At 47.2% G+C, this 13,662-nt stretch carries 8 protein-coding genes and 1 tRNA gene; 2 read left to right on the forward strand and 7 right to left on the reverse strand.

The features are described 5' to 3' along the window. Nucleotides 1-15: 15 nt before the first annotated feature. Nucleotides 16-3,906 (reverse strand): helicase-exonuclease AddAB subunit AddA, encoded by a 3,891-nt coding sequence (gene addA, locus HMPREF1521_RS06630; RefSeq protein WP_038117341.1) that lies wholly within the window; start codon nt 3,904-3,906, stop codon nt 16-18. Next, nucleotides 3,896-7,375: a PD-(D/E)XK nuclease family protein gene (locus tag HMPREF1521_RS06635; RefSeq protein WP_038117342.1), complete on the reverse strand. Its 3,480-nt coding sequence runs from the start codon at nt 7,373-7,375 to the stop codon at nt 3,896-3,898. Before HMPREF1521_RS06635 ends, addA begins: the two co-directional genes overlap by 11 nt. Before the next feature lie 299 nt (nt 7,376-7,674). On the opposite strand from HMPREF1521_RS06635, the gene HMPREF1521_RS06640 reads away from it, so the two are divergent. After that, the gene (locus tag HMPREF1521_RS06640) at nt 7,675-8,673 is read left to right on the forward strand and encodes a hypothetical protein (RefSeq protein WP_038117350.1); all 999 of its coding nucleotides are present in this window, start codon (nt 7,675-7,677) and stop codon (nt 8,671-8,673) included. Between the two features lie 203 nt (nt 8,674-8,876). On the opposite strand, the gene HMPREF1521_RS06645 is transcribed toward HMPREF1521_RS06640, so the two are convergent. From HMPREF1521_RS06645 to HMPREF1521_RS06655, 3 genes are all read right to left on the reverse strand, one after another. After that, the gene (locus HMPREF1521_RS06645) at nt 8,877-9,758 is read right to left on the reverse strand and encodes a DMT family transporter (protein ID WP_038117353.1); all 882 of its coding nucleotides are present in this window, start codon (nt 9,756-9,758) and stop codon (nt 8,877-8,879) included. A gap of 32 nt (nt 9,759-9,790) precedes the next feature. Then, the gene (locus tag HMPREF1521_RS06650) at nt 9,791-10,354 is read right to left on the reverse strand and encodes a GDSL-type esterase/lipase family protein (protein WP_038117355.1); all 564 of its coding nucleotides are present in this window, start codon (nt 10,352-10,354) and stop codon (nt 9,791-9,793) included. A 158-nt stretch (nt 10,355-10,512) separates the two neighbouring features. Further along, nucleotides 10,513-11,742, reverse strand: coding sequence for an MFS transporter (locus tag HMPREF1521_RS06655; protein ID WP_038117357.1), 1,230 nt, complete (start codon nt 11,740-11,742; stop codon nt 10,513-10,515). Nucleotides 11,743-11,951: 209 nt separating this feature from the next. On the opposite strand from HMPREF1521_RS06655, the gene HMPREF1521_RS06660 reads away from it, so the two are divergent. After that, nucleotides 11,952-12,260 carry a hypothetical protein gene (locus HMPREF1521_RS06660; protein ID WP_038117358.1) on the forward strand — a complete coding sequence of 103 codons (309 nt, stop codon included), beginning with the start codon at nt 11,952-11,954 and terminating at the stop codon, nt 12,258-12,260. A gap of 142 nt (nt 12,261-12,402) precedes the next feature. On the opposite strand, the gene HMPREF1521_RS06665 is transcribed toward HMPREF1521_RS06660, so the two are convergent. Continuing rightward, nucleotides 12,403-12,491: transfer RNA gene (locus HMPREF1521_RS06665), tRNA-Ser, on the reverse strand. Between the two features lie 109 nt (nt 12,492-12,600). Continuing rightward, entirely contained in the window at nt 12,601-13,554 is a 954-nt protein-coding gene (locus tag HMPREF1521_RS06670; protein ID WP_038117360.1) for a magnesium transporter CorA family protein, read from the reverse strand. Nucleotides 13,555-13,662: the final 108 nt, after the last annotated feature.

Here is a 13,662-nt window from a genome sequence, read left to right on the forward strand (position 1 = left end):
CGTAAGGATTTTTGCTTATACTAAAATTGCATCATGCAATCTGAAACTGTAAATATAACATGCTTTCACCGGCATATCGGTGAGCCGACAGAGGGCCTCTTTATAGAGGTCCATTTGTATTTTATAACGCTTTACGAGTTCATCTCCGGATGTAACGCGGTCCGTCTTGTAATCCACGAGGACCCACGCGCCGTCCTCTTCAAAGGCGGTATCGATAATCCCTTGAAGGAACAGATTCTCGCCCTCTTCAAGGGTGTCGTACACGCGTTTTCCTTCAAAGAGCATGCTGAACGGCAATTCCCGTTCCACGCGCTTTGACGCGATTAAACGCTTGCCCAGATCCGATATGAAGAACCGATACAGTCCCGAATCGTTCAGTAAATTTCGTTCTTCCGCCGTGAAAGTTCCCTTCAATACCAATTCATCCAATCGTTTTGACAAGGATGCCTGCGTATAGGTATCAATCGGCAGCCACTGCATGGCCTCGTGCATAAGGGTCCCCCATTGAGCCCCGGTCAACACGTCCTCTTCAGACTGTAAAGCCTGAGGCTTTCTGCCGAATACGGAGTTCGCTAATACATCGTCATCTACCGTAACAGAAGGCTGTAAGGCCACAATGGTATCGGTCTTGGATACCGCCTCAACATCAGAATCTATATCACCACCGTCAGCGTCCGCTCTGTCAGGCGCGGGCTGAACGACATATGAAACGCCGGCATTCTCAGACGCCCTGTCGACAGGTTCGGATTGCGGCAGAGAATCGATATTGCCCGCTTCTTCCTCCCGTTCCTGAAAGCGTCGCTTCAACTCGCTGACGGATATTTTAGCGGTTCTGCGACAGGCATCTTCGTAAGGATAGGTATAGTTGAACCGATCGACGATGACTTGCGGCAATGCGACCTCATTGACCGCCGCCAATTCGCGCACCTTGCTGATTGTCGTTTCGTCCACATCTGCTTTGTAATCCAAATCGCCATACATCGCACCGTCATGTATTTCAACCTTGATACGACATTGTTTATCCTTTAAATCAAAGCATGTGGAACCTTCATATTCGATGCCTGCACGCAACAGATTTCCTCCGTCCAGATGGCGCGCTGTTCCCATGAGGACCCAATCCAAGTAGGAATTCGCCTGTGTAATGAGGTCCTTCGGCAATGTCTGCGTATCTGCGGCGGCACCGGCTTTCACCAGTTTTCCCGCAGCGGTCAGGCCCTTTTCGCTCAACAGGCCTTTAATAAAGCCCGTTATGAAGAGTTTATCCCTAGCCCGCGTCAACGCAACATAGAGAATACGCTGTTCCTCGGCCTTGAGGGCCGCCTCTTTGACGTCTTTCACATAAAACCACGGCATGGTAGGGTATGTGACGCGTATATCCGGATAATAACCTTTGAGCCCGATGCCGGCATTCTTATCGATGAGCAGCGGCGACGTCAAATCGCGTTTATTGAACCGCTTTTGCATGCCCGACAGAAACACGACAGGAAATTCGAGGCCCTTACTCTTGTGAATCGTCATGAGGCGCACCACATCGTCCGCTTCGGTAACCACGTTGGCCACAGCCATATCCTGATTACTGTCACGCAAGCTTTCAACAAAGCGCAAAAATCTGAACAGGCCTCGGAATCCGGACGATTCAAAGCCCTTCGCTCTATCGTACAACGCCAGCACGTTAGCGCGGCGCACCAAACCGTTCGGCATGGCGCCCACGTAATTTACATAGTCCTGGGATTCGTAAATATCCCACAACAGATCAGCCACGCCGTGACGGCGGGACAATGTACGCCACCGCTCCATATGGGCGATAAACGACAGTAGCCGCTCATCCTGCATCTGCTCCGCATAGGCCGGCATGAGGGCCCACAAAGTCCCCTCTCCGGAAAGACGAAGCGCCCCCAGTTCATTCGCATCGAGGCCGACCAGCCCCGAATGAAGGACGGCCGCCATCGGCAAGTCCTGTTCCGGATTGTCGATAACGGATAACAGTGCTAAAAGCAGCTGAATCTCCTGGGCCTCAAAGTATCCGTCCCGCTCGTTCACGACCGCAGGAATCCCCGCCTGCCGCATAGCCTCCACGGCGCGGGTGCCCCAACCGGCAAGGGAACGGCGCAACACGGCAAAGTCCCGCCACTCGATCTGCCGGAATGTGCCGTCCGGATTCTGAACGCACTTTTTGGAGGCGTGAATCTCCTTGATTTTTTGAATTATAAAATCAAGTTCCCGTTCGTTATTCTCCGGCTCATCCCGGTCCTCTTCCACGTCTTTCACATAGGCGCCGAGCATATCGGGGCCCACATCGAGCAGTTGCAGTTCCACGTCGCCGCCGACCCAGTTATCCGGCGCATCCTCCACAATACGGCCCGGAATGAGGGATTCCCTCTCCGTGTAATCCAGTTCGGCCGCCTCGGCGGTCATAATCTGATAAAACAGAAAATTCGTCACCGCCAGAATATTTTCATGGGACCGGAAATTCTTCGCCAAATCGATACGGCGCTCCACCGCATCAGTTCCGCCGTACGTATTGTACTTGTCCATAAACAGGGAACTGTCCGCCATGCGGAAACTGTAAATGGCCTGCTTAACGTCGCCCACATAAAACCGATTATCCTCTTTGGAAATCAAGTTGATAATCGTCTCCTGCACCCCGTTCGTATCCTGATATTCGTCGACCATGATTTCCTTGAAAGTATCCTGCAGTTCCTTCGCCACATCGGACGGTTGAGGATCATCCTCCGTTCCGGGCTCCACGAGGAGCGCCAGGCACAGATGCTCAAGGTCGTTAAAGTCCATGATTCCCTGTTCCTTCTTCGCCTCCACATAGGCTTCGTGGAAGGCGATTGTAAGCTCCACAAGTCCCTCAATGACGGGATACTGAGATCTGAACTGCTCCTGCAATGTCGTTTCCGATACAGTGAATATACCGGATTGCATACTTTTCAAATCATCTTTATTCTGATTGGCCAATATTTTGAATTCTTCAACCAAAGCAGGATCCAGGGATGCGGCCTCTTTCGAGCCCAGTCGCAACTGATCTTTTAAAAACGTATCCAGATGCACACAGGCGGAGCCCATCGCATCCCACGTATGGGCCGAAACGAGGGTCATAAGGCCGGCCAACTGATTATCATAATTTTTCTGCCACTTTTGAGGACCTGCAGGTTCTAAAAGGATCTGCTCCATCCGCTGCAACCGTTCCCTGATGCGTTCAATGGACTCCATCTGCTTTTCCCACATGGATTGGCCCCACAAGGTCTCTACAGGCGATACATCCATCGCTTCCCTGTACGGCTCCAAAGCGTGGCGCAGCCATCCGTCGGGATTGCTGAGGGACATGGCGTAATTATATAGCGCCATCACCTTCTCCGATAAGCCCGCATCGGATTTATCATCGCTGAAGAAGTCCGCCAGTTCATAAATATTATAACTGCCGTCCTCGTAAGCCGCTTTCAGCAGATCCTCCAGCACCTCCTGCTGCAGAAGAGCCATTTCCGCCTCGTTTCCGATGCGTGCGGTCGGATTGATGTCGAGTTTATAAAAGTACGAACGGATCACCCACTGACAGAAGGAATGAAGCGTTGAAATATGGGCGGACGGCAACAGATTGAGCTGCCGTTCCAACCGCGCCTGCAGCTTCGGATCATCTGTGGATTCCATGGCCTTTGCCAACGCCAAACCGATACGGGAGCTCATCTCCTGTGCCGCCACCTTCGTGAAGGTTACGACCATCAGTTCCTGTACGGATAACGGATTATCCATATCCTTGAGGCGCGTAATGATGCGTTCCACGAGAACCGCCGTCTTACCGGAGCCCGCTGCGGCCGCCACCAGCAAGGTCTGAGCCGACAGAGCCGAATCCTTCGGTGCGATAATCGCCGATTCCTGTTCTGGCGTCCACTTAACAGCCATGGTCTTCACCTCCTTCATTCAATGCTTCTTTCATAGAGTTCAGCGCATCCTCTTCCGCCAGTCTGGATAAATAATTGTATTGATTGCGACTCGAATCGAAGCGGCACACGTTCTGATACTCACAATAGGTACACGGCCGCACGCCGTTCAGCTGATACGGCTTGATAGGAAACAATCCGTCCCCTATCTGCTGTCCCGCCCGGGCCATCACGTGACGAGTATACCGGCACATAACATCGAAGTCGCCGGAGCTCTTCACCTTCGGCTTGTCGCCTTTATGAATCTGCTGATCCTTACCGATGCGAAGCGGCACGTAAGGTCCTTTACCGGAGCCATAATTAAGCACCTGATTGTCGATGTGCATCAACAATTCCACATCATCCGCGAAATAGCCGCTGTTCTGCAAGGTGCTGTTCTTCTTAGCCAGCTCCGATGCATCATCATAGGATATAGGCGCATCCGACGATGTCTGCGGATTCTTAACGTACGTATATACGACCGCAGCCGGAGACATCGCATCGCCATGCGTTCTGCCGTATGCGGATTCCAATGCCAGTAAATATGTCATCAGCTGCAGCTTGAGTCCGTAATACACATCCTGAGCGCTCACCTTGGCACCGCCCGACTTGTAGTCGATGACCATGCCGTACGTTTGACCGTCCGCGGTATATTCATCGATTCTGTCAATCTGTCCCACAAGACGGAGGTAGCGATCAGCGCCGAGAGGCACATTAATCGGATCCCAGCCGCCTCCGAAACCGAAATTCTGCTCCAGATACTTCGTATTGAAATCGCTGCGCTTCGACCATTCCACGAGACGTCCTACGGTCGATTCCAATGTGCGCTTCACACGGCGTTCGATAGCCTCCTGATACGCTGAGCTTTCATCATCACTGAACTGATTATCTCTCACGATTTCATCGGCAACGGTGCTGCACATCTCGCGCTGCATCGACTCATCCAAATCGCGCCACTGCTGATTATGTTCCAACAGATAATTGCCGAGACGCTCCAGATTGGCGTGCAGGAAGGTACCGATTTCAGGCGCCCCGAAGGCACGCATCTTGCGCGGTTCCAGGCGCAATCCGTACTGTGCATAGAAGCGGAACGGACATTGCTGGTATTTTTCAAGACGTGTCACGGAGCCGGACATGTAGCCCTTTGACAGGAACAGACCGTTTACTAAATCCTGCGTAATGACCGGCACATCGTTATTATCGCGAATACCGCGCGACACCTCGGCCAGACGAGGTCGATAGGCTGCACTTTGACGAGCCCAGTTATAAAGGCCCCACCACACGGGACTCACGGGTTCGCCGCTAAGAAGCGCCCCCCATCGTTCCGACATAAGGGACAGGCTCTGATTCGGCCGCCATAAGTAGCGTTCTTCCGTATCGGGCATGATGGTAAGCGGTACATCGACGGCTTCATCCACATAGCCGAGCGATTCCAGACGCTTAATCACGAGGGACGGTTCAAGCCCCGCACCGTCCTCACCGGATCCGGCATAGGACAATGTCAACGAATCTCCGCCTCTTGTCATCGCCAGGTAGAGCAGGAAATTTTCATTGAACGCCTTCGGCAGCGCTCCTTCTGCAAGGGTAATGCCGGCCTCTGCCAATTCCTGACGCTCCCGGTCCTTGATGAGTCCTTCATCGCCCATGCTTTGCGGGAATACACCCTGATTGAGGCCCATCACGAAAACCTTCGGCCACCACTGACTGTATCCGCGCTCGATGGTGGTGATTACCACATGGTCGAGAGACGGCGGAATCATGGAATAATTAACGTCACTCAATCCTTCTTCGAGGAGCAGCATCATCTCATCCAATGTGAGGATTTCATCCTTCATCACCGACGATACTTCGTCAATGAAGGAAATGACCGCATTATACATCTGCTCATGGCTCGCCTTGGACTCCTGATCTCCGCTCGCCTCGGCGGCTTTAGCCCACTCATAAAGGCGCTGCGGCACCTGCAGCACCTCCAGGATGCGATACAGCTCAGCGCCCCATTCGCCGCCCGTATGGCCCTCCGCATTCGATGCAAAATCAAACCACGGCGACAGGATGTCCATGATAACCTGACGGGACCTATTGACACGCGCTCTGCGAGGCGCATCAAAATAGGTTTCCTCATCGTCCCGCCCCCTTTGAAAGCCCTGTAAATACGGCCAGCTTTCAGATTCCCATTTATAATGATCGATACCGAATTCGAGAACGTAATTCTCCAATTCATCGACGGCCTCGCGCGTAAGGGGCATTAAATCCGTTTTCAATAAACGGAACATGCTGTCACGGCTGTAGCTATGACGGACGATACCGAATAAATCCGTCAACAGTTCCCCTAAGGGATGATTTTTCATTGGCCGCTGACGATCGATAAAATGCGGAATGCCATAACGGGTAAAAACCTTTTCCAATGTATCCCCATAGGTTTCCGATTCGCGCAGCATGACGCACACATCTCGGTACCGCGCGCTTTCAGAGGATTCCACATAATCCAATATACGCCGTGCCACCGCATCGGCTTCGCGCTCCCTATTATATCCTCTGATGAGAGGGATCCTCTCATTTATAGAGTTCGCCCTTGCAGGACTGGTAAAGAAATCGGACTCTAACGCCTGTACCACCCGGGGACCTCGCTTGCCATCAAAGCCTATCCATTCGATTCGGCTACCATATCGGGCGACCAGTGTGTCATAGATTTCAAGGGGACGGCTGAAGAGATGCTCTCCGCGACGTGCAACATTGAGCGCTTTTGGAGCCACCGGCAAATCGACGGTAATAACCGCTTCCTTCGCCAGATCAAACAGGGTATAAATCAGTTCATAATGAGTCGGCGTAAACCAATGGAAACCGTCGATAAAGACATGGCAATTCTCCATCAACGGAGAGTACGGCAACGCCTCCACGATTTCCATGATCGGGTCTATATCGCGCTCGCCGTGACGGCTGATTTCTGCTTCGTATGCCTCCATGCACAGAGCAAGTTCACGCAACTTCTTCTGCAACACACCGTTCTTTACGGATTCAGCGCCGCGTTCCAGATCATCCGGCCCGATGCGAAACGCACGAAACTCGGAGAATAACTGTTGCAGTACCGACGAGAACTCAGAACGTTTTGTCGCCTGTTCCAAAAGCCCTAATTCCTGCTGTTTACGCTTCATCACAAGGCGCAGCAACATGGCGCGACCGAACGCTGTCAGTCCTGATTGATTATTCCCTTTGGAACCGATAGACTGGTACACTTGGTATCCGAGACGTCCAAAGCCTACAACCCGCACCGTCGTAAAGCCTTTTTGCGGCATAAACTCCGCCAGCTCCCGTTCCACCCGATAGGTGGCCGGTTCGGGCACGAGCAGAATAATCGGATCCCCCGGGCATTCTTTCATCACTTGTGCAATACGCGCGTAGACGGCCTGCGTCTTGCCGGATCCGGCGCGTCCGTAATATATACTGATACTCATGAGACCTCCCTGGTGAAAGCTTTCACCATCTCAATAGTAAATCGTCAAATCGTAAGAGGAGATACAAATATCTCCACCATCTTTATATTATACTATTATATACTATCGGGCCGGTTTATCGTATATTGCGGGGTATTTATATCCGTCATCATACAGTCTTTATACCCGTCAAGTCGTTCTCAGTTTATAGTTGGTAATTTATTTTATGTTTTATTTACAATTAATATTTTTTTCGATATAATATACTTTAAAGTATTTATTTTGTGGTATTTGTAAATTAAAACTAGGAGTGACTTTACATGAACAAAAAACATTTAGCTGCAGCATTCGCAGTATTTGCAGCAACATCTATATCTTTTTCCGCATTTGCTGCATCTGTAGATGCAAACGCACGCGCTTATGAACGCGCTGCTCAACAGCAAGCTCAATCCGGCTATTCCGATACGGAAGCCCGTAGGCCTATGGTACAAACAGGTTATACTGCAACTCCTCCACAAGTTGCTAAGAAAAACGTGGCTGCCGATCCATATGCAGCAGGCGATATGACACAACAAAGACCTGTATCTAAAGATTTAGGCGACCCTATCTTCGTTGCACCTCAAACAACAGCTATCGGTCTACAAATCATGGATCCGATCCCTACTACACAACAACCTGTACATCAGGAAACAGTGGCATCCTTGAACTATAACAATAACGGCAACTCTTATGTGAACCGTTACAAAGCAAACCAGTTGAACGCATTCGACGTTCTATTGAACGGTAAATCCTATACATACAACTTGCCTGCTTACACAAACGGCTATCAGGTAAAAACAGCAAGCTCTTATAATCACACAGGCAACGGCGTTGCTAACGTGTTCTCCACAAACGTGATTACAGAGGCTGTTGTCAACAATCAATCCTTGCGCATCACTGTTAACATGACTCAACCTACAGCAGTTGCGGCAGGTAAATTGATGTCCATGCAAAAATCCGGTAATCTTTCCGCTGCTGAAATAGCAACATTATTCGCTTATAATGAAAGCTATGATGGAGTAAAACAAGCGGCTTATTACGATGTATTCAACAATGCAGGCCGCTTCATCGTTGTGAAATCCGGTGCTGTTACAGTTCCAAACGGCGCTCAACATCCGTATGCAACGGCTATGTTTGCATTGACTGACGATACAGTAGCGGCTGTTACCGTATCCGGCAATACATCCGATGCTTATGAATTGGTAAAAGGCACTGCATACGCTATCGCACAATCCGCAAAGGTTGCAAACAATAACGCCGCATCCAAGGCAAAACGCTAATCAGGTGTTCGCACAAAAATAAAAGCTAATACATAACAAAAAGGGCTGTACCCAAATGTAAAATTGATTACATTTTGAGTGCAGTCCTTCTTTTTTCAATTCATGGGATTAAATTTGCAACACGTTTTGTCCTATAACCCTTAGATTAATAAATGTTTGTTGAGAATTATTTATAACAAGAAACTTTATTATATACGTCTCCATTATCTATACAATCTGGTTAAATAAGTGACGCTCAAAGTTACAATTATAGTACCTATAATTTCATTTATGGTAATATTATGATTCAATACGATTACATCTAAAACTAATGTTGAAATCGGTCCTAATGCACTAATTATTGCAGTTTGTGTTGCACTAATAGCTTTTACTCCATAAGATAAAAGATAGGAAGGGATTATAGAACACATTAAAGCCAATAATACTAAATAAACCATTACACTATCTTCAAACCAAAAACTCGGTGTAACATCTTTCGAAAAAACCATAAAAATTAAAACTAATGCTATAGTGCTTATACACATATAGGCACTGGTAAAAGCAGTTGCTCCAATCATTTGAACGGCATACTTACTATAAATAATAAATATAGCCCAAAAGATTGCAGATAACAGAACTAGCCCTCCACCGACCAGAGTATCTCTGATATTTCCGATTACAATTGGATTAAACATAAACATTAGTCCAATTACTGTCGAAAAAATTAAACCGATCTGAACGATTGTAATTTTAGAACTCTCTTTAGATAGTAGAAAAACATATATTGGAAAAGTAAACAAGATAGCACGTTCCAAAGATGCAGATATGAATAACAGTCCGATAAAATCCGCTATCGATGATGACAAATAAATAAAGGAGCCGATTACACCGTAAATCATTACCTGTTTAATGCCTGTATTCTTCCAATCCACTTTTAACAGTGGAACTAAGAAAAAGGGTAATGAAATAATAGCCCTATACATTAATATCATAATAGGAGTAATTTCATGTAGGTAAAGAAGTTTCGCAAAAATGGATTTCGTTGATAAAAAAATAGTTGCTAAAAATATTGCTAATAAACCTATATTTTTTACTGACGAACTCATTCTACATACCTCTTTCCAGAATTTCTAATATTTTAACACTCCCTCTTACCGAGCTGCAGAAACACCTTCAAAGCCGTTTGTGACATCAAGCGATACCCCAACTCATTGGGATGTACTTCGCCCGCAAATATGATCTGCCCATTACGGTCCGCTTCATTCAAAGTGCTGTAAAAATCGATGGTCTTATGATGGTGTTTTGCCGCATAGTCTTTTAACCGGTCGTTAACGGCTACGACTTCACGGTTGATGCCGTCCATATCACTATCTATCTGTGTTTCCAAGCCGATGATAACTCGTCCTTTTTCAGCGGCCTGTTCGATAGCTTTCACAAGAATACGAAATACATAGTCCGCATCACGTCCCTGCAGAATATCGTTGGTACCGCACATGAGGAAGATATAGCGATTTCGGTCGTAAGAGACGGCACTCGACCAGGCCTCCACACGATTGAACAGTCCCTGTACGGACAGTCCGTCTACGCCGTAATTGGTAAATTGCGTATGCGACATTGCCTCTGCGCACAATTCAACCCAACCGAGCCCGTACGGTACATCATAACCGCGCGTAATGCTGTCACCAAAGCAGACTATATGCATAACGAACCTCCTTCGCTACAGATGGTTTCTATTATTTCTATCACTTCGATATCAATAGTTTATACGATTTCGACACAAACAATTTCTGTTACTTTAATACAAATACTTTCCATCAAATCGGTTCTGTCAATTGCTCATCGGTATAAACACCTGAGCTTTCACCGATTAAGACGTACAAAGAACAAGGCACATGCTCCGATAGCAGGAGCGATAGCGATGGACATCAAGGACAGTTGGTAGCTGCCCGTCATGACGAGGACATTGCCTAAGAGAAGTGGCGCCAGGAGCGCACCGATTTGATTGAACAGATTCACGAAGCCCGCCGTAGTGCCGCGCAAGTGCGGCGCTGCCGACTGTACCACGAGGGCATTCGTCAAAGCGCTGTGCATAAAAGCACCGATTCCCAAGATCGGCCCCGTTACAAAGAGCATATCCGGATTATTCGTGCTGGCAAATAAAATCAGCGCAGGTGCAAACAGGAACATCACAAAAGCCGCCAGGTGATTCTTCTTAATCGGTAAAATATCCGATAAAATACCGATAGTCGGCTTTGCAATAAGAGCCGCCGTACCGAAAGCACTCATAACCTGCCCTGCATAGATAGCCGTTACGCCCAGCTGCTTAACCATGTACAAGTTCGCCCACTGAGTTACGCCCCAGGTCGTTCCCGTCGCGAAGAAGCCGGCGATAGCAAGGCAGCGAATATTTCGATTGGAAATAATATGCTTCAAATTTTCCTTTAAGGATGTTTGACCCATACCGAGTTTAGCCGCTGCTGCAGATGCTTCTGATTCGCGCTGAACCATGATCTCCGCACTCGGTTTACGGACCGTGAAATAACACAAAAGCCATACCGCTAACGGCAATGCGGCTGTCACGAGAAACGCGGTCTGCCAGCCGTAATGAGTCGCCACATACGGCGCATATAGGTTAACGGTTGTAATGCCGAAAGAGGTACAGCTCATAAAGAATCCTACCGCCACGCCTCGTTGATTCGGGCCGAAGTGATCGCCGATAGCACTCAGACAGGATGCCTGTACGGGACCAGACATAACGCCTAATAAAAACCGCAATACCCATGCATAGGTATAATCCGTAATGGTGCTCATCAAGGCTGTTACCGCAGCCATACCGATTAAGCTGCATAAAATAGTTCGGCGATAGCCGATCTTATCCGCCAGAATACCGCCGGGCAATACCGTGAGCGCATAACCGAAGTAAAATGCCGCAATATGCTGAGATCCCATCTTTGCCGTAAAATTGAGCGCATCATTGACGATGGGCATAACCGATGCCCAGGATAAACGCATGACAAAACTCAATAAAAACGTGAGCCATACGCTGACTAAAATTAAAATCTGTGACCGTGAAAACCTGATTCCCCCCATGGGACCTCCTCTATACAATAATCAAATTAATACATCGATAGCATACCATAGAGGATAAAGATTTTCTATAAAAACTATTCCCTCCGGCGCTAATTCTCATTTACTTTCACCTATGCTATACTGAAAGCAATATATTGATCAACATAATTTCATAATCATCTTATGCAAATCATTGCAGTTGTGAACACCTTCAAAACTGGTCGGCTCTTATGAGTAACCTTAAAAAATATTCAGTAGATATAATCAGATCTGACAAAACACTTCAATCTAAAGTATTAAAAATGCGTAAGCAATATAACGATACTGTCGCGGTAATTAACTATCTTGCTAACTTAAAATCTGAGAGTATTGCTGATATTGGACAAATTACAACTATTAGCAAACAACGTATTAAAGGACCTGTTCACACAACAGATATATTAACAAATGTTATTATCCCTGATGATTTACTAAAAAGGGCCTATTTTTTCTTAATAATTCCAACGTTCTCTACTCTAATAGAATTATCGGCTAGATGATACCCCCTAATAGGAGGTATCGGCGGCTTAGGCTTATAAGATAAAAAATAAAACCCTCCAGGTCACAACCTACAGGGTTTTAAAAATAATTATATAATTCTGAAAACATTATACTCTACTGTTTTCCGCTTTAAAATTATTATGGCGGAGAGGGTGGGATTCGAACCCACGGCCCCTTGCGGAGTCACTGGTTTTCAAGACCAGCTCCTTAAACCACTCGGACACCTCTCCATAATTTAGTATTATATCAGATAAACCATTGTTATCGCAACATAAGGACCTCTCGAATCTCGGGAGGTCCTTTTTCACTGCTGTTAACGACGATATCTCCATAATGAAATTAGAATAAATCTTTTTTCCACATGCCGATGATGGCAATGATGGAACACACCACGGAAATGCCTACCACTTCATAGAATCCGTTCGGATCGTCCTGGAACGGCAATGCCACATTCGTCCCCCACAGGCTGAATATAATCGTCGGCACCGCCAAGGTAATCGTAAGGGCCGCCAACATTTTCATCACCATATTGAGGTTATTTGAGATGATGGATGTGAAAGCGTTCATCATGTTCATCAGGATATTAGAGTACATCTCAACCATCTCGATGGCCTGTTTATTCTCGATAATAACGTCTTCCAGGAGGTCTTCGTCCTCTTCGTACATCTTGAGCAGATGTTTATAAGTCGTATGGCCGCGTAAACGCAACAGCCTCTCCATAACGGTACCGTTCGTACGCAAGGCGGACGTAAAGTATGTCATGGATTTCTGTAATTCCAACAACTGGAAAAAGTCCTTATTCTTCGTCGTATGACGCAACTGAACTTCGATATCGTCGGTACGGCGGTTGATCTGTTGCAAGTAACGCAGGAACAGCGTTGCCGTACGGTACAGGATCTGGAACAGGAACCGCGTCTTTTTATACGTATAAAACGTAGACAGTTGATTTGAAATGAACGGATACAATACCTCGGACTCTTCAAGGCATACGGTAATGAAGAAATCAGGCGTCAAAAAGATGCCGAGCGGCACCGTATCGTACATATCGTTACCACGAATCGCCGGAATGTTGATAACGACGAAAATATAATTATCCTCCAACTCCACGTGAGAACGTTCTTCCATATCGAGAGCGGTCTTTAATACATCCGTCGGAATTTCCGTCAAAATATTGATGAGGGATAACTCATCGGGGTCAGGGTTCACCAAATTTACCCAAGAACCTTTTGTGGCATCTGACACAGTGTAATCGGCAACTAATTCTTCTTCAATATGTTTGTACACCGTAATCATGCTATCCCTCCTTCCAACGAACGTACAATAATAATCATCTCTAAAATTATATACTATTTAAGGATGCTATTCAATTCAAGATGCTTAATTTTCTCCGTGAAAGTAAAA

The organism is Veillonella sp. AS16 (assembly GCF_000517785.1).
In the GTDB taxonomy this organism is placed as follows: domain Bacteria; phylum Bacillota; class Negativicutes; order Veillonellales; family Veillonellaceae; genus Veillonella; species Veillonella denticariosi.